The sequence below is a fragment of the Vagococcus sp. CY52-2 genome, assembly GCF_022655055.1.
GTDB lineage: Bacteria > Bacillota > Bacilli > Lactobacillales > Vagococcaceae > Vagococcus.
Genome location: NZ_CP093384.1, coordinates 563,667 through 590,476, shown reverse-complemented (window position 1 = coordinate 590,476; position 26,810 = coordinate 563,667). Strand labels below are relative to the sequence as shown.

Here is a 26,810-nt window from a genome sequence, read left to right as displayed (position 1 = left end):
CTCCCGATTTTTTATACTATTGTACCATATTTCTTTATGATTACTATTATTTTCTAAAAAATGTTTGATTTGCTGCTTTTTTTAGTCGATTCATATAACCCATATTTTGGCTTACTTCAGGATACCCTTCTGCTAAAATTACACCATTATATCCTAATAATTCAGCATCGAGGGCCCTTAATCCACCAAACAAATGATGCATAGCAGATTTAACATCTTTTTTGTCTGATAGTATATAATGAGCAAATACCGAATAATCCACTAAACGACTCACTATTTCTTTATTAGATAAAATAGCAACTGTTTTATTTAATTGTTGGTAATATTCAACCGCTTCTTCCCAATTATCTAATTCACTATCTATCATTACCACTGGTGTGTCAGGAGAATAATGTTTGTATTTCATACCTGGCGATTTTGGGGCGTTGTGTTCATCAATTAAGTGTGTATCTATCGCTATTTCACCAATAACTTCTTCAATCTCTTCTTTTGTAATCGCTCCTGGTCTTAAAATAGTCGGCATGTTAGGATTGCTCATATCTAACACAGTCGATTCTATCCCAACCTCACATTCACCGTCATCTAGTATCCCTTCAATCTTTCCGCTTAAATCATTCAATACGTGAATGGCAGTAGTTGGACTTGGTTTACCTGATGTATTAGCACTTGGACCAACTAGTGGTGTAGCTGACTGACGAATCAATTCCAGTGTGACAAAGTTATTAGGCATTCTAAAAGCAGCTGTATTTAAATTAGCTGTTACACTGGTTGATAAATTATTGTTCTGTGCTAAATTAAAAATAAGCGTTAATGGTCCTGGCCAGAATATCTTCATCAACTGTAAAGCTTTATCAGGAATAGTATCAACATATTCTTCTACCATCTCTTTTGAATTCACATGAACAATCAAAGGGTTATCACTGGGACGTCCCTTAGCTAGATAGACTTTTTTCACCGCTTCTGTATTGGTTGCGTCTGCTCCCAATCCATAAACGGTTTCAGTTGGAAATGAGATGAGTCCCCCTTGCTTAATAATTTTTGCTGCTTCTTTTATTTCATCATGATGATATACTGTTGTACCCATCTTTACACTTCCTTTTAGTAAACTTTAACGATTCGGTCATGTCCTGACATATCTTTTACAATTTCTACTATTTTATTAGGGAAATACTCTTGAAATATCTGTGCTACGCTACTTCCTTGTTTATATCCTATCTCTAAATAAATCTTTCCATCACTTGTTAATAATTGCGTTGCTTCTTTTGCTAGTTTTTCATAAATAGCCAACCCGTTATCGTTAGCAAATAACGCTAATTTTGGTTCATAATTTCTTACTGATTCATCCATTTCTTCCCATTCATCAACACTAATATAAGGTGGATTAGATAATATAATATCAAACATCTGATTTGCTACTGGTTCAAGGGTATTTCCTTCATAAAACTCAATGTCAGTTTCTAAATATTTGGCATTTTTTTGTGCTATTTCCAATGCTTCGGGTGATAAATCAATCGCCCTAACCGTCCAATTAGGTCTGTTCTTTTTCAAACTAATGGCAATAATACCTGTTCCTGTTCCAACATCCACCACAACTTTGTTTTGAAAATCATTTTCTGTTAAACAACATTCTACCAGTTCTTCTGTTTCTGGTCTTGGAATTAAGGTGTCTTCTGACACTAAAAAGCGTTCACCATAAAATTCACATGAGCCAATCAAATATTGGGGTGGGTAATCTTGACTGACCTTTTCTAAATCATTTGATAATCTGTCCAATAAATCTTGGGGAACATCTTTTTTAAAATGTAACAACAAGTCTGTTTTTGTCCATTGATTATACTCAAGTAATAAATATTCAGCAATTGAAGCGTCTTTATCATGTGCTTCTAAAAAAGAAGAAGCCCATTTCAGGACTTCAAAATATGTAATAGGCTTATCCATTTAATTTCTCCAATTGAGCTGTTTGATCATAAATAATTAAAGCATCTACAATTTCGTCTAATTTTCCTGCTAAGATTTGATCTAATTTTTGAATCGTTAAGCCAATTCGGTGATCAGTGACACGATTTTGTGGAAAATTATAAGTGCGAATACGTTCAGAGCGATCCCCTGTACCAACAGCCGATTTACGATTTGCATCATACTCACTACGACTTTCTTGTTGTAATTGGTCATACACTCTAGCACGTAATACCTTCATTGCTTTTTCTCTGTTTTTTAACTGAGAACGCTCATCCTGCATCGCAACAACAATGCCTGTTGGGATATGTGTCAAACGCACAGCAGAGGCAGTCTTATTAACGTGCTGTCCACCAGCTCCACTTGCATGATAAATATCCACACGAATGTCTTTATCTTCTAAATCTAATTCAACTTCTTCTGCTTCTGGTAACACAACAACTGTTGCCGTTGATGTATGCACTCGACCTTGTGATTCAGTTGATGGGACACGTTGTACACGATGTGCACCACTTTCGTATTTTAACTTAGAAAAAACACTATTACCAGTAATCATCACAGTCACTTCTTTGTAACCACCAATATCAGTGATATTAGCGTCCATCACCTCAAATGTCCAACCTTGATTTTGAGAGTAACTTTGATACATTTCAAACAAATCACCTGCAAATAATGCCGCTTCATCTCCACCAGCAGCGCCACGAATTTCTAAAATGATATTTTTATCATCATTAGGGTCTTTTGGTAATAAAAGAATCTTAATCCGTTCTTCTAATTCTTCTTTTTCTGTTTTTAACTCTGACAACTCTTCTTTTGCCATTTCTTGCATCTCATCATCAAGTTTCTCACCTAATAATTCTTCTGTATCCGAAATTCCTTCTATCACTTCTTTATAACGACGGTAAACTTCTACTGTTTCACGTGTTCCTGCTTCTTCTTTAGATAGCTCCATGAAGCGTTTCGTGTCACTGACGACATCTGGGTCACTTAATAACTCCGCTAATTCTTCATAACGGTCTTCGATTGATTGTAATTGATCAAACATTTTCTTCATCCTTTCGATTTGACAACGGCGGATTCACATAATGCTTACGACAAACTGGGTAATAAGCTTCATTGCCACCTATTTGAATTTGTTCACCTGTATAAACAGGTTTATTGTTATCCATTCTTAGATTCATTGTGGCTTTTTTATGACAAAACCAACAAATTGTTTTTAATTCTTCTATTTTATCTGCGTATAATAATAAATACTTAGAGCCCTCAAACAACTCATTTTTAAAATCATTTTTAAGTCCAAATGCCATTACTGGAATATCTAATTCATCCACAATTTTAGCAAATTGAACCACATGAGCTTGTTCTAAAAATTGAGACTCATCTACTAGGATACAGTATGGTTTATCAGTCATCTTTTTTACTATATCATAAACATTGGTTTCATGGAAAATCGGAATAGCCTCTCGTCGTAATCCAATGCGACTGGATATAACACCAATCTCATCTCTTGTATCCAATCCACTGGTCATCAAAACGACTGGTTTATTTTGTTCTTCATAGTTGTGAGCAACCTTTAAAATTTCAATCGTTTTCCCACTATTCATCGCACCATATTTAAAAAATAATTGAGCCATTTATTTTACTCTCCTTAGTTTATCCTATGATAGTATACTGTAAATTTAGAAAAAAATCATCCAATCAAATACTTTTTTACTATTTATAATAGATTTTTTCATAGAGAGTTTTTTTAATAATCTGTCTGATTCAACCTTGATAGTAAGATAAACCAAACTAGACAGAATAAAACACCTTGTAATGTGTTTACCTCTAAACTATATAATAACATAAATAAAAGACCTGAAAATAATTCCCACAATGTACTAGCATGACCAATATGATTAAAGCAATATAAACAGCGACCTTTCAAGAAACAATAAGAAAACACTGGAACTAATTCAGACCACCTTAACTCATGTTGGCAATAAGAACAATGAGACCTAGGTAGGACAATGGATTCCTGTTTAGATACTCTCTCACCCACTAATACAAAAAAAGAAGCCAAAGATGCCCCTAAGAAAAACAATAAGCTTGATAAAACCATTCAATCATCACACCCTTCTTTCTATAAACATTCGAAAAAAGAAAAGAGCTCTCTTAAAAGAACTCTTTTTTAGCGTTGATATTTTTGTAAATCTTGCTCATACTTTGTAACGTTTGATTTGTTTACTTTTCTCAAACGTCCTTTAATTGGTTTTGTTTGAAGTGTTTTTAATACCAAATCACCTTTACCATTTAAAATGTCGACAAAAGTTGAAATATCTAATAAATCGATCACACCAATATCATCTGCAGTCATACCATCAATTTGACATAAGGCTCCAACAATATCACCGGCACGCATTTTTTGCTTTTTCCCTGCATTAATATGAATTTTCATAATGTCTTCATTAAAAGACAACCCTTTTTCTTTACGTAATTTTGGAGATTCTAATTGTCTATCTAAAAATGGACGTTTCATCTCTTTTACTAACTCTTGATTGGGACAACGCATTTCTTCAAGACTATCGCCTTGTTTAGCCAAAATCGCTTTAAAAGAGGATTTATCTTTCGAATTGACAAATGATATAGCTTTCCCACTTTTTTCAAAACGAGCTGTACGGCCGATTCGATGCGTATAGGTTTCAACTTTATCAGGAATATCATAATTCACAACTAGCTTAATGTCTGATACGTCAATCCCTCTAGCTGCGACATCTGTTGCGACTAAACAATGAATGTATCCACGTTTATAATCTTTTATCACACGTGTTCGATCTCGTTGCTCCATCCCACCATGTAACATCTCACAATTAACACCTAGATTTTTTAGTTGCTTCGTTAACTCTTCAACCATAACCTTTGTATTACAAAAAATAATACTTGTCTCAGGATTCTCAACAATCAATGTATCTTTAAACTGCGCATTTTTTTCATCATCAGCTGTCCATTGATAGTATTGTGAAATACGTTTCTTCTGGTCATCCGTTTTTTTTATTTCAACATATACTGGATTATGTAGGTACTTTTTAGATAATCGTTTCACCGCATCTGGCATTGTAGCAGAGAATAGCGCCGTATTTCTTTTTTTAGGTAATCTCGGCATGATTTGATCTAATTGCTCGATAAATCCCATCGCAAACATTTCATCTGCTTCATCTATAATCACTTGATTGATTTTACTTAGGTTGATTGTTTTTTGCATGATATGGTCATACAACCGACCAGGTGTTGCAACTACAATATGTGTTCGTTGTTTCAATTGTTTAACCTGCATTTGAAAAGAACTTTTTCCAAATAAACTCACGACTTTTAATCGCTTATAACGACCTATATTAAATAATTCCTCTTGAATTTGTGTCGCCAATTCTCTAGTTGGCGTTAGAATTAACACTTGAGGGTATCGTTCTTCCCACTCTACTGTATCACAAACAGGAATACCAAAAGCGGCTGTCTTCCCACTACCTGTTTGAGATTGTACCACCATATCTTTTTTTTCAAGAAGTAATGGTACCACTTCTTTCTGAACTTCTGTGGGGGTTGTATAACCTAAAACATCTAATGCCTCAATTATCGACTCATCAATACCAAATAGATTAAATTTATTTTTTACCATGTTAACATCCTTCATAAATAAGCCACTCGCCTATTTTCTTTATTTTAGCTTTATCAGTGTAACATGTTTTATCTAAATTACTAGCACTATTAGTTTATTTTCACCATTTTAAAAACATCTAGCAATAAATAACAATGAATAGCTACAGAAATTGGTTTTAATAATATAATCGTTTTAATATAATCTTTTAAAGATATCTTTGTAAACCCAGAAGCTAGACACGCTAAATCATCTGGACCAAATGGCATCAGAAACACAATAATTAACATCCAAATAGTGTGTTTATTTCCGACATCAACTAGCCTTTCTAAACGGGGCATATTTTTATCTGATGTGATTGATAAAACAAATTTTCTACCATATTTACGCACAAGTAAGAATAATATGATTTCTCCTATTACTAATCCAGCTGAAGCATACAATACACCAAGAACAGGACCAAAAGATAAAATCCCAGCAACATCACTTACCCCACCAGGAATAATCGGCACAATTGGTTGAATGATTTGAATTAAAATAAAGATAACTGGACCAAAAAAGCCAAATCGATGAACAAATTTTTTCAAGATGACCGGATTTTGAAATAAATTATATTTAAAAGCAAAAAAATGGCAACAATCACTATTACTAATCCTACAATAAATATGGCTTTGCTTAGTTTTTTCATTTAATCACCTCTACTTATTTATTCTTTTCATTTAAACATTTAAATAATAAATAAATATGATTGTTTTATAACTATTTTTGTCTAATAAAAAAATCAACCACATAAGTGATTGATTTTTTATTCTTATACAGTTAAACCAATATTTTTTTCTTTCGCTTGTTCAACCATCTTTTGCGCCACGTATACATCTAGTACAGCTGAACCAACTGTTTTGAAAATAGTAATGTCTTCATCATGTTCTCTACCAGTTAATTTACCTAAACCAAGCTCTCCTAATTCACCAGCATATTTATCTTTTGATAGATAGCCATCTTCTAGTGGTTGCATAAAGTCGCCTGCTTCTTGTAACACACCGTCCATTGTATCAAAGATAATTAAGTCAGATTCTTTAATGATTTCTCGTGGAATTTCGCACATATCATGTGTGTATGCTCCCACTCCATTTATATGAGCTCCTTTTTTCACCCACTCACTAGAGAATGTCGGACGTTTAGATGTTGTTACGCTTGTAATGATGTCAGCACCCTCAACGCATTCTTGTGCTGTTTGAGTTGGAATCATTGTAACCTTAAATTTTTCTGCCATTTCTTTTGCAAATACAGAGGCTCTTTCAAAATCAATATCAAAGATACGTACTTCTGTTAAGTCTCTTGCTGTCAACATCGCCCATAATTGACTTTCAGCTTGTCCACCTGTTCCAATCAGTGCCCCTATTTTTGCATCTTTTCTCGCCAAAAGTTCTGTTGCAGCTCCTTGCACAGCCCCTGTTCTTAATTGTGTTAAATAAGTGCCATCAAGCATCGCATTCACAATCCCTGTTTCCGCATCAAGAACGACCATTGTCGCTGGAACACTTGGGATATTTTTTTCAATATTTTTTGGGTAAACCGACACAATTTTAACACCTAATGCATCTTTTCCACTGTCACATTCAACATAACCAGGCATATAAAGACTTTGTCCCTCTGCTTTTGGTACTGGAATATTTGTTCGTAACGGAATACTTGCCCGACCTTCTGAATAAATTTTTAATGCCTCTAGTGATGCATCCATTGCCGCTCTCATATCAAAACATTTTTCAATATCTTCTTTTTTCAAAAATAACATACTCTTTTCCCCCTTAAGCTGTTTGTGATCCTTTTTTAAGTTGTGCTGCTAACATTGAATATGAGCTATATAAAAGAACAAAGATAACAACCCATTTCAACATATAAGTATTTAGTGATTTCACTAAAAAGACTGCTACCAATACCCCTAGAACACCAAATATTGACGTAAATAATGTGATTTTACGGCTATATTCACCAAATTTAATGAATTGAACACTTCCGATTGGCACTGAGAAGGTACACGCTCCCATCATAATTGGGAAAGCGGCAATTGGATCCATTCCTAATAAGTAAACTGTAACCATTGTCAAAGCATATGACCCAATCCCAATATTATTTAATGCCCCATATACAAATAATAAAAACGCTGCTAGGACTAGTTTACCACCATATAACTCTGTTGCTGTCCCATTTGATTGAATCCAATTAACTTGTCCCGCAAAAATTAAGAATGCGGCAATAATTAACCCAACACCAACGAATTTTTTTATGGTATCTTCAGGTAATTTTACAACAAATTTTGGTCCAATATAAGCACCAATAACTTGTGCCACAATACAAATGGCTAATGTTTTAATCCCAACATTTACCCCTGAAATATATGATAATGCCATTGCTGCTACAGGTATAACACATTGTGTGTTTAATGTTCCTGGTAATTTTTTCATATTTACCCAACCTAATTTTGGATAAAGAACGGTTCCTATTGCAAAATCTGAAATACCAAATGTTGATAGGAAAAACATGATAAATGATGTAAAAGGCAACCATTTTACATTCGCTTTTTCTTCTTTAAATTCTTCTTTATGACTCATTAAATCTTTCACAAAAGTAAAAGCGAAAAATCCATTGACTAATATAATTAATGTTAATAAAACTGTTCTGACCATAACTATTCCCCCTTAAATATTGAACGCACTTTTTCAAACTCGTGACCATATTTACTACGCAATTCTTGAGGCAATTCTTCAATAATTTTCAATGTATAAGCATCATGTTTAATGTATTCTTTTGATAAACTAACCATCGCATTATTTTTTGTCCACGTGACGTCTGTTTGACTTGTTTCTTCTGATAATGTACCAAACACCACTTCTTTTTCATCTCGAACAATGTTAATCCACCTAGATCCAAAGTCTTTTAATTTTTCTTCTTCAAACCCATGTTGATAATAATGATTTAATGGCAGATTATAATGATGTTCTGTATCAAATAGAATCACCACACACTCGTCTAATCGTTTCTCAGCTTCTTGTAATAAAAATAATAGCTCGTTACTGATATCTTGTTTCCATATTTGAACCAACAAACTTTTTTTAGAGTGCTTGATTAAATGCTCAACTTTTTCCAAAACATGAGAATACCCTTCAATTTTCCATAATAACTCTTCTTCTTCAGCTTCTTTTATCTCGCCTAATTGCTTATCCAAAACAGCTAAATCCTGTTTGACATCCTTTTCTAAGCGTTCAATAAATTCATCTGAAGATATCGCTCGATACAACTTTGGTTCTGATTTATTCACAATAACTAAATTTTTTTTCAATAACTTTTCTAAAATGTTATACACTTTTGAGCGTGGTACACCAGATTGTTTACTTATTTCATAACCTGTTAGCTTATCTTGTTCCAACAGTGTGGTGTACACTAATGTCTCCATCTCAGAAAAATGATATTTTTTCATTATTTGTATTATTGTTTCCATAATTTTTTCAACCTCTTTTTTAGTAGCTACCTTAGTAACTACTATATCATAAAATAACGTTTACACAATCTATTTGTGATGTTTTTAACATTAAATAAACCCTTTTTATAATGTTTTCACAAGATTAAATTTGATTAAAATGCTTATAAAAGAACTTTAATCACAAATATTAAAATAAAAATTTCACGAACAAAAAAACTCAAATCAATTTGATTTGAGTTTTTTAAATAAGACATTAAGATAATATCAGTGCATCATCTGTCAATGATTTTCCACTATTTTTTTGAAATAAATCCATTAAGTCTTGGACCTTCAACCCTTCTCTTTCTTTTTGATTGATATCCACGACAATTTTCCCTTCATGTAACATGACTAAGCGATTTCCATATTTTATAGCATCTTCCATGTTATGTGTAATCATTAATGTTATAACATTTTTATCTATACTAATGTTTGAAGAGAGGGGGATTTATCATGACCTACTACAAAAAAATAATATTAGCACTTATTTTAATCGCCTGTATTGCAACACCAATGTCTCTTTACCACAAGTACCAAGGTGGTACATACTATTATACAAAAGTTACGAAAGAACCTTCTAAGACTAAAGAGGCACTAGATGATAGAGAGATTAAACAGGGTTCAATCTATGCTTATAATCTTGCTAGTTTTGACGATAAAGGAACGGAAAAAGAACTTGAATTTGATGCTTACAAAGATAAACCATTAAAAGAACATGCTTATTTAAAAATAAAAGTAAATGATATTAAAGGCGTTCTTACTTGGGAATAAACTCAAAAAGATAATATTTCAACTAAAGCAAAAGAAAAATTAAATAAAAAAAAGAATAACCATACACCTTATAATTGAAGTTTAATGGTTACTCTTTTTTTATTATATTTATTTTCTTCTTAACATAATGTACTGTTAATCAATTAAGATACCACTCAATATTTACTTAGTAGAAAAACAAAAAATTTATTTACTTACTTGTGTTTTCTTTATAAATGAACGTGGTATTTTAGATTTAAACACCATTTTTTTTCCAGTAGTGGGATGACTAAATACTAATGTCGTAGCATGCAATCCTAACCGTTTCAATGGATTACTCGTTGCGCCATATTTTTTATCGCCAACAATAGGATGACCAATACTTTCCATATGAACTCGAATTTGATTTTTCCGTCCAGTTTCAAGTGACACTTCCAACAAACTATAATCATTATTTTGTCGCGTTACTTTATAATGGGTAATCGCTTTTTTCCCGCCATTGTCATTCGGACTTGAATAAACTTTAAAGGTTTTACTTTCAGTTAACCAAGAAGTAATCGTGTCATTTTCTTTTTTTACTTTGCCTTCAACTAATGCCGTGTACAATCTTTCTTGAACAGACTCTTTCCAACTATCTTGTAAGGCATGTTTCACAGATTCTTTTTTAGCAAATAACATGACACCAGATGTATCCTTATCTAATCTATGTACAATGAACACTCGATTTTTAGGATGGTCTCTTTTCACATAACCCATTAGTTGATTATGTGCTGTGGGTTCATTTCCTTTATCAGTGGCAACTGATAATAACCCTGCTTCCTTATCAATCACAATAATATCATCATCTTCATAAACAACTGATAAGCCTATTAACGCTTTTTCTTTCATTAAAGATTCATTACTTTGAATACTAACAACATCACCACTTGTTAATTTATAATTGTGTTTTGTTGTCGGAGTATTATTTACCTCAACTTGCCCTCTAGTTAAAATAGATTTTACCGCATTACGACTTTTATTAATGTGTGTCAATAGAAATGGTAATAACTCATCCTCTTGTTCGACAGTAAAACGAGTGCTTTGAAAACTTTTAGGTTTTATGTGTTGTGATTTTGTCTTTTTTTTCATTATCTACCTTACTCTTTCCTTATTACATAATATCCTTCATTCATCATCTTACTACAATCAGTAACCAATAAACAAGGTTGACCGTCTTTTTTCATCCTCTCTTCTGTATGGGAATTTCACTAATTTTATCATCATAACAATAGATTCCTAGTATTATCTAATAAACAAAAGAATATTTCATTTCATATTTTATCTCAAAAGTGCGTATAATTTATTCTAATGCTATAATAAACGCATCAACGCGAAAGGAATGAGTGACGTGGAAAAATTTTTATTAGGCTCATATACAAGAAGAATCAGTCAAGGGATTTATGAAATCTCATTAGATACAAAAAAGAAAGAGCTTGTTCACTTAAATCACTTAATAAACGAAGACAACCCAACTTATCTAGATGTATCAAACAAAGGGATTTTATATTCAGTAGCAAAAGAAGGCAATCTAGGTGGAGTCGCTAGCTACAAAACAGAAGAAAATGGAGAGTATACTTTAATCAATCGTGTCATGGTAGAAGGAGCTCCTCCTTGCTATGTCGCTGTTGATAATAAGCGACAAGTGGTCTACGGAGCAAACTATCATCAAGGAATTTTATATTCTTATACTATTGATGAAAACGGGGCTGTCTCACTTGCTGATAAAATCCAAGATACTGGTAACGGTCCCCATGAAAATCAAGACGGCCCTCATGTCCATTATGCCGATTTAACACCTGATAACCGATTAGTAGTCTGCGATTTAGGAAATGACACAGTCTATACCTATGATGTCGACAATAATGGTAAATTAACCGAAGTAGCTAAATTTATAGCTACTCCTGGCACTGGACCTCGTCATCTTGTATTTCATCCAACAAAACCAATCGCTTATTTATTCGGTGAATTATCAAGCAACGTGATTGCTTTAGATTACGATGTTGCAACTGGTAGCTTTAAAGCACTTCAAACCATTTCAACTTTACCTGAAACTCATACTGAATTTAACGGTGGGGCTGCTATTCGTATTTCAAAAAATGGTAAATTCTTATATGCATCTAATAGGGGACATAATTCACTTGTGGTTTATGAAGTATCAGAAGATGGTAAAACACTAAACACATTACAGTGGATTTCAGTGGAGGGAGATTTCCCTCGTGACTTTAACCTATCAAAAAATGAAGACTTTATTGTTGTAGCAAATCAAAATTCAGATAACTTAACTCTGTTTGAAAGAAACAAAGAAACTGGCTTATTGACTCTTTTACAAAAAGATGTCTTTGCTCCTGAAGTGGTGTGTGTAAAAAATAAATAAATAAATAAATAAAAGATTAGGTTATTCAGTTTATTGGATAACCTAATCTTTTTTATTCTTTGATTAATTTCAATTTTCCTTTACCAATTACATACACTGATCCACCAAATAGTATACTTGCAATAAATCACACACATACATTAAACCATTTTAATTCAATGGGCTCATTTAGTATAAGTGGAAATAAAAATTCCATCCAAGCGAACATGGAAATCCCCCAGTTAATGCCTGATAAAATGGCACTTTTTTTAATTTTACCCAATTCTTTTTTATAGCTATCTTCATCAAATACTTCTGTTTTAAGAACATCAAATTTCTTTGTTTTTACTAAAATATAATAAGAATTCAATTGCTGAATTAAAAATAAAAAGATTGTTCCTAATGACACTGTATGATGCCAAGCATCCCAGATAAAACTAATCATCATACAAACCGTTAGTAAAATAAAGGTCATCATATTAGCATCTGCCAATATTTTAATAATCATTTTTTGTTGGTATTCATCTCTATCATCAATGTAACCAACAAAATGTTTAAGTAATGTTTGTTCTATATTCTTCATTTTTATTCCTCACCTTCTACGTTCCAAAATAGTGTATTCAAGTCTGTTTGAAGTTCTTTGGCTATATTTATACATAATTCTAATGATGGATTATACGTTGTATTTTCAATTAAGTTAATCGTCTGACGTGCCACTCCGACACGTTTTGCCAGTTCAGCTTGTGATAATCCTTGTTGCTTACGATATTCTTTTATGCGATTCATAATTTCCTCTCTAAAAAATGACATATATATATGACTAAATTAACTATAATTCTCTAAACACTTTTTATCAAAAATATATGACATATCCTACAAAGCATTATCAAAAGCCCCTTATAAAAATAAGAGGCTACCTGCTTATAATTAAGTTAATACCCTAAATTTAAATCCACAACATTTTTTAACTCTTCATGATTCATAAATTTAATTAAATTATCCGTTAAAATAGTAAATGCACGGTCATTATATTTATCCGTTGCACCGGATATGTGGGGGGGAATTAAAACATTTTGTAAATTCCACAACTCACTGTCTTTAGGTAAAGGTTCTTCTTCAAAAACATCCAGTGCTACAAATCCTATTTTTTCTGTCTTAATATGAGAAATTAAATCACTTGTACTAACTGAAGTACCACGTCCCATATTGATAAAGACCACACCATCTTTCATATTAGAAAATAGATCGTCATTAAAATAATGATACGTCTCCTTTGTCCCAGGCAGTAAGTTAATTACAATATCCATTGTATTTAACTTACTTTTCCCCTCTTGATAATTAAACGTTTGTGTAAAATGATCCACCTGTCTTCCACTTCGATTAATTCCAAAGACATCACAACCAAATACTTGTAACGTTTTTGCTAATTGTTGTGCGATACTTCCTGTCCCAAAAATTAACACCCGTTTATCAACTAAATCAGTTCCGGTATTTACTATCCCCCATTCATGTTTTTCTTGTTTTAAAATAGATTCGCGAATATTTCTAGTATAGCTAAACAGCATTCCTAGAACACTCTCAGTCATTTGATGACCATGAATACCACTTGTTGTTGTCACCAGAATATCTCGTTTAGCCAATTCTTCTAATGGTAAATAATTCACTCCAGCTGAAAGAGTTTGTAACCATTTTAAAGAAGGAAAATGAGTCAATGAAGGAAGCTTATCAGACCATCCATAGATAATAGTCACTTTTTCGTAATCTGATACAGCTAACAAGTCAATTGAAACAACCCTAATTGTTGGAAAATTATCCTGAAGGTAAATCTTTTGTTCTTCTTTTAAATCGACACATGTTAATAACCATTAAGTCATAAATTGTTCCTCCTTTTAATCACTTAATTTAACAATTTCTATCAATAATTTTGCAACAGTTTCCATCGATTCTAATGTAATAAATTCATATTGCCCATGAAAATTTTCTCCACCTGTAAAAATATTTGGTGTAGGCACACCCATAAATGATATTTTTGAACCATCTGTTCCACCTCTAAAAGGGGTAATAATTGGGTCAATACTTAACTGTTTCATTGCTTTAACAGCAACATCAACACTTCTCATATCTTGTTCTATGATGTCTTTCATATTATAGTATTGATCAACTAATTGAAGAGAAATTCTTGGACGATCAAACGTCTTATTCATTTCATCAACAAGTCGTGTCATATAGTCTTTTCTCTCAGCAAAGCGAGCTTTATCATGATCTCGAATAATATAAGTCATTGTCGCTGAGTCAATGCTTCCCTCTAAATCATGAAGTAGATAAAATCCTTCGTAACCTCGTGTTTTTTCTGGTACATCCAATTGAGGAAGTTGTGCATCTATATTTATTGCCACTTTTAATGCATTAACCATCATGCCATATGCTGTCCCTGGATGAACGCTTGTCCCATCTATCGTTAACGTGGCTTGAGCAGCATTAAACGTTTCATACTCAAAGTGTCCGATACGTCCACTATCAATAGTATAAGCATAGTCCACTGGAAAATATGATACATCAAAATGGTCTGCCCCTGTTCCAATTTCTTCATCAGGACCAAAAGCAACATAAATATCTCCATGCTCAATCGCTGGATGACTAATGAAATAGTCCAACAGTTCTAATATTTCCACAATTCCTGCCTTATCATCTGCACCTAAGAGAGTTGTTCCATCAGTTGTAATTAATGTTTCTCCTACATAGTCCTTCAAGTTAGGAAACTCATCCACCTTCATGATGATGTTCGTTTCTTTATTCAATACCACATCACCACCATCATAATTAGAAAAGACGTGTGGTGTGATATTATCAGCATTGTAATCAGCTGTATCTAAATGTGCAATAAATCCAACTGACGTCACCTTTTCATCACTATTTTTAGGTAATTTGGCTGTCAAAAAACCATTTTTTTCATTATAAAAAATACTATCTAATCCCATTTCTTCTAATTCTTTTTTTAATATTAAGGCAAATTCCACTTGAGAATAAGTCGTTGGGATGGTGCTACTACTTGCATCTGAACGTGTATTTAGTTTGACATATGTAATAAAACGCTCTAGTAGTTTTGACATATTATCTCTCCTTTTCTTTATAGCAAAAAAACACCTAAAAAGGTGCTTCTTGTGTTATGGTTCATTTTGTTCTTCATCGTCATTAGATTTTTTTTTCTTAAACAATAAAAAAGCTACAACGACAACAAGTGCAATGCCTATATATGGCAGCCAATTCATAATAACTTCTCCTGTTTGTGGTAACATACAAATACGCCTCCTTTAGACATCTAGACATTCAGTAACTATTGTCTAATTATAACAAAAATCATTTTAATTTGATACTCAAAACAAATTTAAAAATAAAAAACACCTCCGTTCAGCTTCACTCTTACATGAATTCAACGGGGTACTTTGTTACATTTTATTGATTAATTATATAAAAACTATTCTAAGTAAAATCTCTATACTCAAATTTATGATTACTCTACTGACATATATTTATAATCATAGGGAGCTCCAGCAACATGACGACCATATCCTTTGTTTTAGGATTAATTAAATGTCCTTCAACTACTTGATATAGTCGAATGACAGCATAACCTTCACCCAACAATACTTTTTCAGCATCCAAATGATTTTGCCATCTCGCTTCTAAATTAGTTGCATGCGTTGTTCTAGATCCTTCGATTAATTTATCGTATTTAGGATTAGAATATTTCCCTTTGTTGTAACTATTTCCTGTCACAAATAAATTTAAGAATGAACTCACATCGTTATAATTTGCTCCCCAACCAGTCACGACCATCTCCCCCCCTTTTGCAGTCGTACAGTCAGGACGAATGGGTTTTGTGGTAATTGCTACGTTTGTTTCAATTCCTAATACATCTTTATAAGCACTTTGAATGTACTCAGCAATGTTTTCGTTGAGTCATGATCATCTGTTAAAATCTCGAAACGATGCGTATCAATAATCAACTCTTTTTTAGCTTTTTCAAAATATTCTTTTTCTTTTTTCATCAAACTCTTTGTACTTCTATGAATCTGCAACAAAATCTTTTACTGTTTTGGGATTTGACGAAAGCCCTTTAGATACAATCCCGCATACAATCTTAGATCCATCTCCTAGTACATGGTTGATAATGGCTTCTCCATCTATTGCATATGATAGAGCTTTACGTAAGTTTAAATTGTCAAAATATTTATCTTTTTTCTTGATTCGTCTCTCAATAAATGGTTCTACCATCAGGCACCCCAACAAGATTTGCATCTTCTCGGTACTGTTGCACCAAATAGCGCTAACCCAATTTTTATTTTTTATTCATCCTACTCCTCCTCTTCCATCTAATGAGGTTTATTCAACCTGCTTGATTATAACAAACTCAATCTATTTTTAATTTTTATCATTATAAAAATATAATTATCCTTAAAATGTATAAACAGTCTTAAAAAATTGAATATAAGTCATTTTTATACATTTATCCAAAAAATATTGAATAATAATTATATTTATTCTATAATGAAAAACATGATAAAAAGAAAGGAGTTTTGTAATGAAACGCTCACTAAGAAAAAAGTTAATGCTATTATTTACACTTATTATTGGTGTACTAACTACTATAGTGCCATTACATACATTTGCAGAAGAAGAGACTATTTTGAAAAATATTAAAGATAAAGGGGTATTGACAGTTGGTTTGTCTGCTGATTATGCTCCATATGAGTTCCACGCAACAATGGATGGAAAAGATCAAGTCGTTGGGACTGATATTTTAATCGCTCAAAAAATTGCAGATGATATGGGCGTTAAATTAAAAGTCGAAGAGTATGGATTTGATGCGTTAATTGGGGCGCTTAAAACTGGAAAAATTGATTTAATTATCTCTGGTATGTCTCCCTCTCCAGAACGATTAAAAGAAGTTAATTTTTCTGATCCTTATATGACAGTCGAACAAAAAATAGTTATTAGAAAAGAAGACAAAGATAAATTTAAAACAGTTGATGATTTTAACGGTATAAAAGTTGGAGCACAAGTTCAATCCATGCAAGAAGAACTTTCTAACGATGAATTACATGCCAATACAGTCTCTCTCCAACAAGTACCTGATATTATTTTACAACTCCAAAAAAAGAAAATTGATGCTGCTGTCATTGAAGAGCCAGTCGCTGAAGCTTACCTAACACAAGACAACTCATTAATGTTTGCTGATATTAGACTTGATAATGCAAATAAAGGAACGGCAGTGGCTATACAAAAAAATGCACCTGATTTTTTAAATTTAGTTAATGCTTCTATAAAGGAAATTAATGATAAAGATTTAATGACTGAGTACAAAAAAGAAGTCATTCCTTATATGTTCCAAGATGAGTCTTTTATGAAAAAATATGCTCCCTACTACATTAAAGGGACTGGCTACACGATTTTCCTAGCCATTATTGGGGTACTGTTTGGTAGTATTTTAGGAACACTGCTTGCGTTAATGAAACAATCGAAAAATAAATTATTTAAGTGGATTTCAGTCATCTACATCGAATACGTGCGTGGGACTCCCCTACTGGTTCAAATCTTTTTAGTGTTCTTTGGACTAAATGTTTTAGGAATTAACCTAAGTGCTCTTGCATCAAGTTGTGTGGCCTTATCACTAAACAGTGGGGCTTATGTAGCTGAAATCATTCGTGCTGGGTTAAACGCCGTTGATAAAGGACAAGCTGAAGCGGCACGATCTCTAGGTATGAGTCAGAAAAAAGCGATGCGATATATTATCATGCCACAAGCGATTAAAAATATTTTACCTGCTTTAGGAAATGAGTTTGTGACTGTCATTAAAGAATCATCTGTGGTATCTGTTATCGGGGTATCTGAATTAATGTTCCAAGCAGGCGTAGTACGTGGTGCAAGTTTCAAACCATTCTTACCAATTTTAATTGCATCATTGATTTATTTTGTATTAACCTTCACCTTATCTCGTGCATTAGGTGTAGCTGAAAGGAGAATTGGTACCAATGATTAAGATACACGATTTAAAAAAATCCTTTGGTGATAATGACGTCTTAAAAGGAATTAATCTAGATATAAAAGCAGGTGAAGTGGTTGTAGTGATTGGCCCTTCTGGTAGCGGAAAAAGTACGTTTCTACGTTGTTTAAATTTACTCGAAACACCGACTAGTGGTATGATTGAATTTGAGGGAACCAACCTACTTGATCCAAAAGTAGACATCAATCAACTCCGTCAAAAAATGGGGATGGTGTTCCAAAACTTTAACCTCTTCCCACATAAAACAGTGTTAGAAAATTTGACTATTAGCCCAGTAAAAGTAAAAAATGAGTCACAAGACATAGCTGACAGAGAAGGACTTGCTCTATTAGAACGAGTTGGACTAAAAGATAAAGCCAATCAATACCCAAAAAGTTTATCTGGTGGTCAACAACAACGTGTCGCGATCGCGCGTGCCCTAGCGATGCATCCAGATGTCATGTTATTTGACGAACCAACGAGTGCGCTAGATCCTGAGATGGTTGGTGAAGTTCTAGCCGTTATGAATGCGTTAGCCGAAGAAGGCATGACCATGGTCGTCGTGACTCATGAGATGGGATTTGCCCGAGAAGTAGCCGATCGAGTGATTTTTATGGATAAAGGGGTAATTCAAGAAGAAGGAGCCCCTGATGATATCTTTTTACACCCAAAAAATGACAGAACACAAGGCTTTTTAGAAAAAGTACTATAAAAAAGTCAAAGGAGAAACCTTTGACTTTTTTTATTATTAAGGAGGATATCAATGAATAAAACAATGTTAAATACTTTTTACCAAATACCAAGCGAAAATTTATTAATGGAATTTACTGATTTAGCCAGTAAAACCCCTAACCTATTAAATCTATCTATTGGCGATCCCGACATCACAACTCCTAAAGAAATTATTGACTCGGCATTTAAAGACACTTATAACGGACACACGCATTACACTGCTTCTGATGGAAGTGACGACTTTTTAACAAGCGTTATCAATTTTTATAAAAAACAATATGATTTATCTTTTGAAAAAAATCAAGTACGCGCTACTGTGGGTGCTTTACAAGGTATGTATCTTACTCTTCAAGTTTTATTAAATGAAGGAGATGAAGTCATTATACATGAACCTTACTTTTCTCCTTATAAAACACAAGTTATTGAGGCTGGTGGAACACCTATTATCATTCCAACTTATGAGAAAGATGACTTTCAAATTGATCCAATTATTTTAGAAAAAGCTATTACGACAAAAACAAAAGCCATTATCATTAACTCTCCAAATAATCCAACTGGTGCCGTTTTTTCTAAAGGTACCTTAACTAAAATAGCGGAACTCGCAATAACACATAATTTATTTATCTTATCAGATGAAGTTTATGAAGCATTCACTTTTGGCGAACCTTTTACTCCTATGGCTTCATTAGCGCCAGATAATACGATTACCTTTAGTAGTTTTTCAAAAACATTTGCTATGACTGGTTGGAGAATAGGCTATATGATTGCACCAAAATATATTAACGATGCCTGTCATTTATTATCTGAAGATGTGACTTACTCTGCTCCTACTCCTTCTCAGCGGGCTGGTATTTATGCTTTAGACCACTATCAAGATGTATCAAAAGAAGTGGTTCATTTATTTAAAGAACGTTTAGAATATATTGAAAAACGTATCCAAGACATTCCATTTTTAAGTGTTCACTCACTAAAAGGAAGTATTTATGCCTTCATTAACATTAGTCGGACAGGTTTGGACTCTGTCGCCTTTTCTAAGAAATTATTAACAGAAAAACAAATTCTTGTTATCCCAGGTCAAGCCTTTGGAGAAAGTGGTTCAAACTTTATTCGATTAGCAGCGACACAAGATATTCCTGTTTTAGAAGAAGCTTTTGATCGTTTAGAAACTCTAACGTTTGAATAATTTCTAATTATTTTATCAACTCTGTTATTTATGATACACTACATACAAAAGGAGAGATAATTATGCCAAGAAAACATTCACTTATTGAGTTAAAAAATAAAGTATTATTATCAAATTTATATATTACAAAAGGACGAATTGTCGTTATCTATAATAATTCTGAACGTTTTATCTATGATGATATCGACTTTTTTGAATTAGTTTATAACGGGGATGACCTATACTTTAATTTTTCTAAAAAAGGAACAGATGAAAAATATGATGAACGTATTAATTTAACAACAGTCCATAATATTAACGGGGTATTAATTAATCCTGCAGCTTAGTCTCAATTAATTTTGGGGCTTTTTATTTTATTTTTTAGGTTGCCTTAATATTTTTTTCTATCTGTTCTAAATGGTCATTTGTCTGTTATACTAACTCTCGTATCATTTAAGGAGTGAGTTTATTGACAAAAAGGATTAATGAAATTAAACAAGCAGAAAAAGGCGCCCTTATTAGTATTTTTACGTACATTTTTTTAGCTTTTATCAAATTAGCTGCTGGTTATTATGGTAAATCTCAAGCTTTATCTGCTGATGGGTTGAATAACTTCACAGATATGATTGCTTCTATTGCTGTTTTAATTGGACTAAAAGTTTCTCGTAAACCTGCTGATAATGAGCATCGATATGGGCATTGGAAAGCAGAAAACGTCGCCTCTTTATTAACTTCTTTAATTATGTTTGCTGTGGGGGTTCAAGTGGTGATGGATGGTATCCGTTCTATTGTAGATAGGCAACTGGAACAACCAAGTCAATTAGCTGCCTATGTTGGTCTATTTTCTGCTTCAATTATGTATGGGGTTTACTTGATTAATAAAAAAATTGCAGAAAAAAATAACAGTCAAGCTTTACATGCCGTCGCCAAAGACAATTTTAGTGACATGCTAACAAGTATTGGGACTTCTATTGCTGTTTTTGCTGCTTCATTTAAATTAGGTTGGCTTGATACATTAACTGCGATTATTATTGGCTGTATCATTTTGAAAACAGCTTATGAAATTTTCAAAGAAAGTACATTTTATTTATCTGATGGTTTTGATAAAGATTTGTTAACAGTATATAAAAATGATATCCTGAATATGGATGGTATTATGGATGTCGTTAGCATTCGTGCTAGAAGTTTAGGGGCTAATGTATTCTTAGACGTTGTTGTCTCAATGAATCCAACTCTAACTGTTGAAAATAGTCATCAATTAGTCGATCAATTAGAAACTGAGCTAAAAGAAAAATATGATATTTTTGACATTGATGTCCATGTCGAGCCTTTTTATCCAAGTAAATAAAGCTAAAAGGATATGATAATATGTCATTAAAACATAAAGTAGGAATTATAGGTGGTGGTATTGTTGGTTCAACTGCCGCCTTTTATTTATCTCAGGAACCAACTATTGATGTCACCTTGTTTGATGATGGAACTGGTCAAGCCAGCTCAGCTGCTGCCGGTATCATTTCACCTTGGTTATCACAAAGAAGAAATAAGGAGTGGTACTTTCTAGCTAAAGAAGGGGCTAAGTTTTACACTCGGTACATGTCAGATTTATCAGATTTTTTAGATACAACAAAAATCTATCATAAAACTGGAACGTTACTTTATAAAAAAACGCCTAAACTTCTTGATAAATTAGAATCAATGGCTCACAAACGTTTAGTAGATGCTCCAGAAATTGGCGATATCTCTCATCTATCAGACAAAGAAATCAACCAATTGTACCCATTTATCACATCAACAGATGATGCCTTATTTATTACAGGTGGTGCTAAAATTGATGGAGAACAACTAATCAATGGGATTCATTCTATTTTAAAAGAAAGTGATCAGTTAATAAAAACGAGCGTATCCAAGATAGAATATATGAATCATCAATGGAACGTCCATACTAAACATGACATTTTGATGTTTGATTCATTAATTTTAAGTGTTGGAGCATGGTTACCTCAGTTGTTAGAACCACTTCACTATCATGTTGATATTAGACCACAAAAAGGACAACTCATTGAAGTACAATCTAATCTTTCTACAGCAGATTTACCTGTTATCATGCCTGTTGGAGAATCTGATATCATCCCTTTTTATGATGGAAACATATTAATTGGTGCTACTCATGAAAATGATGAAGGATTTGACTTAACACCCGATTATACACAATTAGAGCATCTAAAACTGGTGGCAAGTGATACTATTAATTCTTTAGTTGAATTACCTATCACACGACACAGAGTGGGAACTCGTGCTTACACATCAGATTTTTTACCATTTTTTGGCGAAGTAAAAGGCCTTAAAAACTTGTGGGTTGCCAGTGGCTTAGGGTCTTCTGGTTTGACAACTGGACCAATAATTGGTAAAACATTGGTAGACTGGTTATTAAAGAAAGAAACAAATTTTGACAGGTATAAAGCTCAACCCAATCACTATATCAAACCTATAACCTGGGAGGAATTATAAATGGGATTAACATTTAAACGAAAAGACTCACTTGAAAAGATGTTTGAAGAATTTGCAATAGAACCAAAAGAGGATAAAAAAGATAAACCTGAAAAAGAAAAAACAACCGTTAATTTTTCAGTCAAGCCATCCCCTACTGATAAGGACAGAAAATAAAAAAGAATCCACACATTATGTGGGTTCTTTTCTATTTAATAATACATAGCCAAGCATCTTTTTCATCAAGTAACTTAGGATTTTTTTCAGCTTCTTCGTTAATGGATACAATAGTACCTGAAACAGGTGAATCATATTCAACAACTGCTTTTTCAGCTTCTAATTCAACGATAGGATCGCCTATTTTTATCTCTTTACCTACTTTTGGCAACATCACAAATGTGATACTTCCTAAATCGTCTTGAGCTGTAGAAGTTAAGCCAACCATTTTCCCCTTCTCAACGTCTTTAACCCATAATGTTTCTTCTGACATATTAACACTTCCTTATTTAGTTTAACAATAATGACTCATAATCTGTTTCTTTAAAGCCTAATAACACTTTATCTCCTACTTCTAAAATAGGTCGCTTAATCAACATACCGTCAGCAGTTAAACGTGTTGCAGCCTCTTCTTTAGAAAAATCATTTACAATTTCTTTTAAATGTTGTTCTCTATAACGTACACCACTTGTATTAAAAAAACGACGAATTGGATAGTCATTTGTCTCCATCCAATGAATTAATTGTTCTTTTGTAGGTGGTGATTCAATCATATCTATTAAGTTATACTCAATATTATGTTCATCTAACCAAGCTATCGCTTTTTTACAAGTTGAACATTTAGGATACCAATAAAAAGTTGTCATTTTCTCACCTTCACTTCTTTATTTAATACGTTTATAGTATAGCATATCAATTATTAAAAAAAAGATTCATTTTTTCTTTTTTCTAATATAATTTTAAATTTTATGATAGAATAAATTAGTTAATATATTTTAGCAATTATTTTGTAGGAGGGACAAGCATGTCAAGATCTTCCAATAAAGAAGACTATTTAAAAGCAATTTATGAAAATAATGGAATTGACGAATTTGTTTCAAACAAGACACTCTCCCAACATCTTCATGTATCCCCAGCATCTGTTAGTGAAATGGTTGAAAAACTGCAGAAAGATGGCTTGATTGAGTATAAACCTTATACTGGTGCTAAATTAACTTTAGAAGGATTAAATCAAACAATTATCATCATTCGAAATCATCGTATCATCGAAACATTCTTATATGATAAATTGGGATACTCTTTATATGATTTACACCATTTATCTGAAGAATTAGAACATGTCAAAGACTCTGTCTTTTTTGATAGACTCTATGACTATCTAGGTAACCCAACAAATTGTCCCCATGGTGGTATTATCCCAACAGAAGAAAATTACCGCGAACAAGCGATTATTCCCTTAACTGAATTTAAAATTGGCGATATGCCAATTATTGGACGAGTGATGGATGATGTATCTGTCTTAACTTATCTGGATAGTATCAACTTATCTATTGGTGATACCATCACTATTTTAGATATCGATGACTTCAATGAATTAATTATATTTAAGATTAATAAAAATGACTCACAACATCATATTAGTAATAAACAAGCCAATATTATTTTTTCAACAAATTAAGCTACAAAAACAAGCTAACATAGTTATTAAACTACGCTAGCTTGTTTTTTTCGATGAATAATGATATCTCATATTCATAACTAAGCCCACACCAATCATATTACTGACTAAAGCTGAACCACCCTGACTAATAAAAGGTAAAGGAATTCCAGTTAAGGGAAGCAAACCAATATTTGCTCCAATATTCTCAAAAACATGGAAAAGAATCAACATCACCACACCAGCTGTCACATAAGAAAAGAATACATTTTTTGTTTCAAAACAGGCATGAATCATTCGATAAATCAGTAGTAAGTATAAAAGAATCACGAAAATACTACCCACAAAACCAAAATTTTCCGCAATTACTGAAAAAATCATATCAGATGATCTAACAGGAACATAAACATCAGATACATTGAATCCTTTACCAAAAAAGCCACCAGTCGCTATAGCTAATAATGCTTGAACTTGTTGATAGGATTGACCTGTCGGATCAAAAAATGGATTAATCCATGCATCAATTCTAGCAAACTGATAAGATTTAAATCCCAATCTGTACAAAAATTGACGACCATTTTCTGTTGTCACTAAAAAAATCAGTGTGACACCTAATACTAAAAAGATTCCCACAACGGATAATACAATTTTCCACGAAATACCAGAAACTAAAAATATACCTCCTAATATAGCCAAAAATACTAACATCGTTCCAAAATCATTTTGTAGATTAAGTAATATAGCAATAGGCAAGGTAACCAACAACATCTTACCTATTAATAATCCATCCGTTTTCATATCTCGTTTTCCAAATTCTTGATTATGCCTTGTCACGACGTATGATAGCATTAATATATATAATATTTTGACTAGTTCTGCTGGTTGAAACGTTAATGGTCCAAATCGAAACCAATTTTTCGATCCTGTTTCTATAGCAAGAGCTGCATCATAAAAAAACAGTAGCGCAATCATTAATATAATCCCTATAATATAGGCATATGGTATTAATTTCCAAATGGTATCCGGTTTAATCACCATTGTGACATATAAAGCAATTCCCCCAATGGCATACCATAAAATTTGCTGCATCATTTTTTTTATGGCCTCAGCAGAAGAATACTCCCCACTAATAGCAACATACATTGACATTAACCCAATAATACTTAATAAAAAAACTGGCAATAAGATTCGATAATCAACCTGATGTAACTCCCTTTTTTCTACTCGTAACATACTATCAATCCTTCTTTGTTACTTCAACAATTTCAGGTTCTTCTTCAGGAGTTGACGTAGTTGTTGAACTAGACATCATTTGGTTGACTAACTTGTGTCTTAAATCAGAAATCTCAAGCTGACTTTCTTTTAACTTTTGCTCTAATTCAACTCGTTGTTGGTTGTCATCCCCTTCTAATTGAGTATTTTTTGAATCAACTAATTGTTGATTTAATTCTTTCACTAAACGATTTTTCTTCCAGATAGTACCTATAGTGCCTATTAAAGCGATTAATGCTCCAATGATGACTGAAGTAATAATGATTAATACTAATGGTACCCTTTGTTTAGTAAAGATAAAATTAATCGCAATAGGTTGAGCATTAATCACAGCAAATAACACGACGACAAACAATAGTAATAATATCACAATCGTTTTAGTTGTATTTTTCATTTTATTTATGTCACTCCTTATTTTTTATTAAATAATCCCCCAGTTAAAAAGTCACCCACTCTTGGAAATAACGTGTAACCAATACTGCCAACTTCCATCATCCATGGTGTATTAATTTCACGTCTATTACTACCAATCGTATTAACAACCTTCTTAGCTAATCGCTCAGGTTCTGTAACAAACGCTGAAACTTGTTTTAAATAGTCACCTGTTGGATCTGCTGTATCGAAAAAATTCGTTCTCATCGGTCCAGGATTAACGGTTAACACTTTAATACCAAATGGTTTTAATTCTAATCTTAGTGCATTGGACCATCCAATCACAGCAAATTTTGTTGCCGCATACACGCTAGATTTCGGTGTTGCCATTTTTCCTGCTTGTGATGCGATATTAATGATATGACCTTTTTTATTTTCAGCCATCATCACAGCTACTTTTTGCGTTAAAGTCATTAATCCTAAAATATTAACTGAAAACATCATATCTATCTCTTCTTGACTTGTCTCTAAAAATGGTTTAAAAATACCAACCCCTGCATTATTAACTAATACATCAATAGGTAGCTCATTTTCTTCAATAAATGTCATTAATTGTTCTACACTATTATAATCAGAAATATCCAATGACTGAATCAATACTTTCCCCGTTGTCATAGCTTGAGATATACTTGCCACTTTTTTTAATTTTTCCATATTTCTAGCACATAATATTAAAGAGGCATTTTTTTTTGCCGCCTCATAAGCAATCATTTCACCCAGTCCACTAGATGCTCCTGTGATTAATACATAGTTATTTTTCAATGTTTTTACTGTCAATT

The 26,810-nt window shown here is 32.7% G+C and carries 34 protein-coding genes and 1 pseudogene; 10 read left to right on the top strand and 25 right to left on the bottom strand.

Annotated features, from left to right (window positions below):
- Positions 1-46 precede the first annotated feature (46 nt).
- From MN187_RS02995 to MN187_RS02945, 11 genes and pseudogenes are all read right to left on the bottom strand, one after another.
- The gene (locus tag MN187_RS02995; protein ID WP_117972691.1) at positions 47-1,084 is read right to left on the bottom strand and encodes an L-threonylcarbamoyladenylate synthase; all 1,038 of its coding nucleotides are present in this window, start codon (positions 1,082-1,084) and stop codon (positions 47-49) included.
- Positions 1,085-1,098: 14 nt separating this feature from the next.
- Positions 1,099-1,938 carry a peptide chain release factor N(5)-glutamine methyltransferase gene (gene prmC / locus MN187_RS02990; protein WP_241699357.1) on the bottom strand — a complete coding sequence of 280 codons (840 nt, stop codon included), beginning with the start codon at positions 1,936-1,938 and terminating at the stop codon, positions 1,099-1,101.
- Positions 1,931-3,001 carry a peptide chain release factor 1 gene (gene prfA, locus MN187_RS02985; RefSeq protein ID WP_117972689.1) on the bottom strand — a complete coding sequence of 357 codons (1,071 nt, stop codon included), beginning with the start codon at positions 2,999-3,001 and terminating at the stop codon, positions 1,931-1,933. The genes prmC and prfA overlap by 8 nt, the downstream gene beginning before the upstream one ends.
- The gene (locus tag MN187_RS02980) at positions 2,994-3,590 is read right to left on the bottom strand and encodes a thymidine kinase (RefSeq protein ID WP_117972688.1); all 597 of its coding nucleotides are present in this window, start codon (positions 3,588-3,590) and stop codon (positions 2,994-2,996) included. Before MN187_RS02980 ends, prfA begins: the two co-directional genes overlap by 8 nt.
- A gap of 113 nt (positions 3,591-3,703) precedes the next feature.
- Positions 3,704-4,057 (bottom strand): prepilin peptidase, encoded by a 354-nt coding sequence (locus tag MN187_RS02975; protein WP_117972687.1) that lies wholly within the window; start codon positions 4,055-4,057, stop codon positions 3,704-3,706.
- A 69-nt stretch (positions 4,058-4,126) separates the two neighbouring features.
- Complete coding sequence (locus tag MN187_RS02970) at positions 4,127-5,608, bottom strand: DEAD/DEAH box helicase (RefSeq protein WP_117972686.1); 1,482 nt, start codon at positions 5,606-5,608, stop codon at positions 4,127-4,129.
- 89 nt (positions 5,609-5,697) lie between these two features.
- Entirely contained in the window at positions 5,698-6,174 is a 477-nt protein-coding gene (locus MN187_RS02965; RefSeq protein WP_158559387.1) for a TVP38/TMEM64 family protein, read from the bottom strand.
- Positions 6,175-6,398: 224 nt separating this feature from the next.
- Positions 6,399-7,382 (bottom strand): ornithine cyclodeaminase family protein, encoded by a 984-nt coding sequence (locus tag MN187_RS02960; protein WP_117972684.1) that lies wholly within the window; start codon positions 7,380-7,382, stop codon positions 6,399-6,401.
- 13 nt (positions 7,383-7,395) lie between these two features.
- The gene (locus MN187_RS02955; RefSeq protein WP_117972683.1) at positions 7,396-8,274 is read right to left on the bottom strand and encodes a sulfite exporter TauE/SafE family protein; all 879 of its coding nucleotides are present in this window, start codon (positions 8,272-8,274) and stop codon (positions 7,396-7,398) included.
- A 2-nt stretch (positions 8,275-8,276) separates the two neighbouring features.
- A complete protein-coding gene (locus tag MN187_RS02950; RefSeq protein ID WP_117972682.1) occupies positions 8,277-9,086 on the bottom strand; it encodes a TrmB family transcriptional regulator in 810 nt (269 codons plus the stop codon).
- A 235-nt stretch (positions 9,087-9,321) separates the two neighbouring features.
- Positions 9,322-9,516: pseudogene (locus MN187_RS02945) on the bottom strand (ABC transporter ATP-binding protein); the annotation flags it as partial.
- 44 nt (positions 9,517-9,560) lie between these two features.
- On the opposite strand from MN187_RS02945, the gene MN187_RS02940 reads away from it, so the two are divergent.
- Positions 9,561-9,878: a YxeA family protein gene (locus tag MN187_RS02940; RefSeq protein WP_117972681.1), complete on the top strand. Its 318-nt coding sequence runs from the start codon at positions 9,561-9,563 to the stop codon at positions 9,876-9,878.
- A 186-nt stretch (positions 9,879-10,064) separates the two neighbouring features.
- Here the strand turns inward: MN187_RS02940 and MN187_RS02935 are convergent, their stop codons facing one another.
- Positions 10,065-10,985 (bottom strand): RluA family pseudouridine synthase, encoded by a 921-nt coding sequence (locus MN187_RS02935; protein ID WP_117972680.1) that lies wholly within the window; start codon positions 10,983-10,985, stop codon positions 10,065-10,067.
- A gap of 259 nt (positions 10,986-11,244) precedes the next feature.
- On the opposite strand from MN187_RS02935, the gene MN187_RS02930 reads away from it, so the two are divergent.
- A complete protein-coding gene (locus MN187_RS02930) occupies positions 11,245-12,270 on the top strand; it encodes a lactonase family protein (RefSeq protein WP_490685453.1) in 1,026 nt (341 codons plus the stop codon).
- Between the two features lie 127 nt (positions 12,271-12,397).
- On the opposite strand, the gene MN187_RS02925 is transcribed toward MN187_RS02930, so the two are convergent.
- The 8 genes from MN187_RS02925 to MN187_RS02890 form a co-directional block, all read right to left on the bottom strand.
- The gene (locus MN187_RS02925) at positions 12,398-12,832 is read right to left on the bottom strand and encodes a DUF3278 domain-containing protein (RefSeq protein ID WP_117972678.1); all 435 of its coding nucleotides are present in this window, start codon (positions 12,830-12,832) and stop codon (positions 12,398-12,400) included.
- 2 nt (positions 12,833-12,834) lie between these two features.
- The gene (locus MN187_RS02920) at positions 12,835-13,035 is read right to left on the bottom strand and encodes a helix-turn-helix transcriptional regulator (RefSeq protein WP_117972677.1); all 201 of its coding nucleotides are present in this window, start codon (positions 13,033-13,035) and stop codon (positions 12,835-12,837) included.
- A gap of 146 nt (positions 13,036-13,181) precedes the next feature.
- Positions 13,182-14,027 carry an NAD(P)-dependent oxidoreductase gene (locus MN187_RS02915; protein WP_158559385.1) on the bottom strand — a complete coding sequence of 282 codons (846 nt, stop codon included), beginning with the start codon at positions 14,025-14,027 and terminating at the stop codon, positions 13,182-13,184.
- Positions 14,028-14,138: 111 nt separating this feature from the next.
- Positions 14,139-15,359, bottom strand: a complete 1,221-nt coding sequence (pepT, locus tag MN187_RS02910; RefSeq protein WP_117972675.1) for a peptidase T — start codon at positions 15,357-15,359, stop codon at positions 14,139-14,141.
- A 54-nt stretch (positions 15,360-15,413) separates the two neighbouring features.
- Positions 15,414-15,545, bottom strand: coding sequence for an LPXTG cell wall anchor domain-containing protein (locus MN187_RS02905; protein WP_117972674.1), 132 nt, complete (start codon positions 15,543-15,545; stop codon positions 15,414-15,416).
- Positions 15,546-15,765: 220 nt separating this feature from the next.
- Positions 15,766-16,080 carry a hypothetical protein gene (locus MN187_RS02900; protein WP_158559383.1) on the bottom strand — a complete coding sequence of 105 codons (315 nt, stop codon included), beginning with the start codon at positions 16,078-16,080 and terminating at the stop codon, positions 15,766-15,768.
- Positions 16,081-16,157: 77 nt separating this feature from the next.
- Positions 16,158-16,301: a hypothetical protein gene (locus MN187_RS02895; protein WP_158559381.1), complete on the bottom strand. Its 144-nt coding sequence runs from the start codon at positions 16,299-16,301 to the stop codon at positions 16,158-16,160.
- 13 nt (positions 16,302-16,314) lie between these two features.
- Positions 16,315-16,524 (bottom strand): hypothetical protein, encoded by a 210-nt coding sequence (locus tag MN187_RS02890; protein WP_241699351.1) that lies wholly within the window; start codon positions 16,522-16,524, stop codon positions 16,315-16,317.
- Positions 16,525-16,831: 307 nt separating this feature from the next.
- Between MN187_RS02890 and MN187_RS02885 the strand changes: the two genes are divergently transcribed.
- From MN187_RS02885 to MN187_RS02855, 7 genes are all read left to right on the top strand, one after another.
- On the top strand, positions 16,832-18,289 hold the full coding sequence (locus MN187_RS02885) for an ABC transporter substrate-binding protein/permease (protein WP_241699350.1): 1,458 nt from the start codon (positions 16,832-16,834) through the stop codon (positions 18,287-18,289).
- Positions 18,282-19,004, top strand: coding sequence for an amino acid ABC transporter ATP-binding protein (locus MN187_RS02880; protein ID WP_241699349.1), 723 nt, complete (start codon positions 18,282-18,284; stop codon positions 19,002-19,004). The genes MN187_RS02885 and MN187_RS02880 overlap by 8 nt, the downstream gene beginning before the upstream one ends.
- A 51-nt stretch (positions 19,005-19,055) precedes the next feature.
- A complete protein-coding gene (locus tag MN187_RS02875; protein ID WP_117972669.1) occupies positions 19,056-20,207 on the top strand; it encodes a pyridoxal phosphate-dependent aminotransferase in 1,152 nt (383 codons plus the stop codon).
- A gap of 62 nt (positions 20,208-20,269) precedes the next feature.
- The gene (locus MN187_RS02870; protein WP_117972668.1) at positions 20,270-20,533 is read left to right on the top strand and encodes a hypothetical protein; all 264 of its coding nucleotides are present in this window, start codon (positions 20,270-20,272) and stop codon (positions 20,531-20,533) included.
- A gap of 122 nt (positions 20,534-20,655) precedes the next feature.
- On the top strand, positions 20,656-21,534 hold the full coding sequence (locus MN187_RS02865) for a cation diffusion facilitator family transporter (RefSeq protein ID WP_242094230.1): 879 nt from the start codon (positions 20,656-20,658) through the stop codon (positions 21,532-21,534).
- A gap of 20 nt (positions 21,535-21,554) precedes the next feature.
- Positions 21,555-22,694: an NAD(P)/FAD-dependent oxidoreductase gene (locus MN187_RS02860; RefSeq protein ID WP_241699348.1), complete on the top strand. Its 1,140-nt coding sequence runs from the start codon at positions 21,555-21,557 to the stop codon at positions 22,692-22,694.
- Complete coding sequence (locus MN187_RS02855) at positions 22,695-22,850, top strand: SPJ_0845 family protein (protein ID WP_199500886.1); 156 nt, start codon at positions 22,695-22,697, stop codon at positions 22,848-22,850.
- Positions 22,851-22,881: 31 nt separating this feature from the next.
- Here the strand turns inward: MN187_RS02855 and MN187_RS02850 are convergent, their stop codons facing one another.
- Together MN187_RS02850 and MN187_RS02845 are read right to left on the bottom strand one after the other, a co-directional pair.
- Complete coding sequence (locus MN187_RS02850) at positions 22,882-23,163, bottom strand: glycine cleavage system H family protein (RefSeq protein ID WP_117972665.1); 282 nt, start codon at positions 23,161-23,163, stop codon at positions 22,882-22,884.
- Between the two features lie 16 nt (positions 23,164-23,179).
- Complete coding sequence (locus MN187_RS02845) at positions 23,180-23,536, bottom strand: arsenate reductase family protein (protein WP_117972664.1); 357 nt, start codon at positions 23,534-23,536, stop codon at positions 23,180-23,182.
- A 158-nt stretch (positions 23,537-23,694) separates the two neighbouring features.
- Here MN187_RS02845 and MN187_RS02840 point away from each other — a divergent pair, with 158 nt between their 5' ends.
- On the top strand, positions 23,695-24,348 hold the full coding sequence (locus MN187_RS02840; protein WP_117972663.1) for a metal-dependent transcriptional regulator: 654 nt from the start codon (positions 23,695-23,697) through the stop codon (positions 24,346-24,348).
- Between the two features lie 36 nt (positions 24,349-24,384).
- On the opposite strand, the gene MN187_RS02835 is transcribed toward MN187_RS02840, so the two are convergent.
- Genes MN187_RS02835 through MN187_RS02825 form a run of 3 tightly spaced genes read right to left on the bottom strand, consistent with a single transcriptional unit; the run spans position 24,385 to position 26,808 of the window.
- Positions 24,385-25,560 carry an FtsW/RodA/SpoVE family cell cycle protein gene (locus tag MN187_RS02835; RefSeq protein WP_241699347.1) on the bottom strand — a complete coding sequence of 392 codons (1,176 nt, stop codon included), beginning with the start codon at positions 25,558-25,560 and terminating at the stop codon, positions 24,385-24,387.
- 4 nt (positions 25,561-25,564) lie between these two features.
- The gene (locus tag MN187_RS02830; protein WP_117972661.1) at positions 25,565-25,993 is read right to left on the bottom strand and encodes a LapA family protein; all 429 of its coding nucleotides are present in this window, start codon (positions 25,991-25,993) and stop codon (positions 25,565-25,567) included.
- Between the two features lie 17 nt (positions 25,994-26,010).
- On the bottom strand, positions 26,011-26,808 hold the full coding sequence (locus MN187_RS02825) for an SDR family NAD(P)-dependent oxidoreductase (protein WP_256463836.1): 798 nt from the start codon (positions 26,806-26,808) through the stop codon (positions 26,011-26,013).
- Between the last annotated feature and the right edge of the window lie 2 nt (positions 26,809-26,810).

What these genes read in the sequence shown, in the direction of transcription:
- MN187_RS02995 (WP_117972691.1), bottom strand. Translation starts at nt 1,084, where the DNA reads ATGGGTACAACAGTATATCATCATGATGAAATAAAAGAAGCAGCAAAA.
- prmC (WP_241699357.1), bottom strand. Translation starts at nt 1,938, where the DNA reads ATGGATAAGCCTATTACATATTTTGAAGTCCTGAAATGGGCTTCTTCT.
- prfA (WP_117972689.1), bottom strand. Translation starts at nt 3,001, where the DNA reads ATGTTTGATCAATTACAATCAATCGAAGACCGTTATGAAGAATTAGCG.
- MN187_RS02980 (WP_117972688.1), bottom strand. Translation starts at nt 3,590, where the DNA reads ATGGCTCAATTATTTTTTAAATATGGTGCGATGAATAGTGGGAAAACG.
- MN187_RS02975 (WP_117972687.1), bottom strand. Translation starts at nt 4,057, where the DNA reads ATGGTTTTATCAAGCTTATTGTTTTTCTTAGGGGCATCTTTGGCTTCT.
- MN187_RS02970 (WP_117972686.1), bottom strand. Translation starts at nt 5,608, where the DNA reads ATGGTAAAAAATAAATTTAATCTATTTGGTATTGATGAGTCGATAATT.
- MN187_RS02960 (WP_117972684.1), bottom strand. Translation starts at nt 7,382, where the DNA reads ATGTTATTTTTGAAAAAAGAAGATATTGAAAAATGTTTTGATATGAGA.
- MN187_RS02955 (WP_117972683.1), bottom strand. Translation starts at nt 8,274, where the DNA reads ATGGTCAGAACAGTTTTATTAACATTAATTATATTAGTCAATGGATTT.
- MN187_RS02950 (WP_117972682.1), bottom strand. Translation starts at nt 9,086, where the DNA reads ATGGAAACAATAATACAAATAATGAAAAAATATCATTTTTCTGAGATG.
- MN187_RS02940 (WP_117972681.1), top strand. Translation starts at nt 9,561, where the DNA reads ATGACCTACTACAAAAAAATAATATTAGCACTTATTTTAATCGCCTGT.
- MN187_RS02935 (WP_117972680.1), bottom strand. Translation starts at nt 10,985, where the DNA reads ATGAAAAAAAAGACAAAATCACAACACATAAAACCTAAAAGTTTTCAA.
- MN187_RS02925 (WP_117972678.1), bottom strand. Translation starts at nt 12,832, where the DNA reads ATGAAGAATATAGAACAAACATTACTTAAACATTTTGTTGGTTACATT.
- MN187_RS02920 (WP_117972677.1), bottom strand. Translation starts at nt 13,035, where the DNA reads ATGAATCGCATAAAAGAATATCGTAAGCAACAAGGATTATCACAAGCT.
- pepT (WP_117972675.1), bottom strand. Translation starts at nt 15,359, where the DNA reads ATGTCAAAACTACTAGAGCGTTTTATTACATATGTCAAACTAAATACA.
- MN187_RS02905 (WP_117972674.1), bottom strand. Translation starts at nt 15,545, where the DNA reads ATGTTACCACAAACAGGAGAAGTTATTATGAATTGGCTGCCATATATA.
- MN187_RS02890 (WP_241699351.1), bottom strand. Translation starts at nt 16,524, where the DNA reads ATGGTAGAACCATTTATTGAGAGACGAATCAAGAAAAAAGATAAATAT.
- MN187_RS02885 (WP_241699350.1), top strand. Translation starts at nt 16,832, where the DNA reads ATGAAACGCTCACTAAGAAAAAAGTTAATGCTATTATTTACACTTATT.
- MN187_RS02880 (WP_241699349.1), top strand. Translation starts at nt 18,282, where the DNA reads ATGATTAAGATACACGATTTAAAAAAATCCTTTGGTGATAATGACGTC.
- MN187_RS02875 (WP_117972669.1), top strand. Translation starts at nt 19,056, where the DNA reads ATGAATAAAACAATGTTAAATACTTTTTACCAAATACCAAGCGAAAAT.
- MN187_RS02870 (WP_117972668.1), top strand. Translation starts at nt 20,270, where the DNA reads ATGCCAAGAAAACATTCACTTATTGAGTTAAAAAATAAAGTATTATTA.
- MN187_RS02860 (WP_241699348.1), top strand. Translation starts at nt 21,555, where the DNA reads ATGTCATTAAAACATAAAGTAGGAATTATAGGTGGTGGTATTGTTGGT.
- MN187_RS02855 (WP_199500886.1), top strand. Translation starts at nt 22,695, where the DNA reads ATGGGATTAACATTTAAACGAAAAGACTCACTTGAAAAGATGTTTGAA.
- MN187_RS02850 (WP_117972665.1), bottom strand. Translation starts at nt 23,163, where the DNA reads ATGTCAGAAGAAACATTATGGGTTAAAGACGTTGAGAAGGGGAAAATG.
- MN187_RS02845 (WP_117972664.1), bottom strand. Translation starts at nt 23,536, where the DNA reads ATGACAACTTTTTATTGGTATCCTAAATGTTCAACTTGTAAAAAAGCG.
- MN187_RS02840 (WP_117972663.1), top strand. Translation starts at nt 23,695, where the DNA reads ATGTCAAGATCTTCCAATAAAGAAGACTATTTAAAAGCAATTTATGAA.
- MN187_RS02835 (WP_241699347.1), bottom strand. Translation starts at nt 25,560, where the DNA reads ATGTTACGAGTAGAAAAAAGGGAGTTACATCAGGTTGATTATCGAATC.
- MN187_RS02830 (WP_117972661.1), bottom strand. Translation starts at nt 25,993, where the DNA reads ATGAAAAATACAACTAAAACGATTGTGATATTATTACTATTGTTTGTC.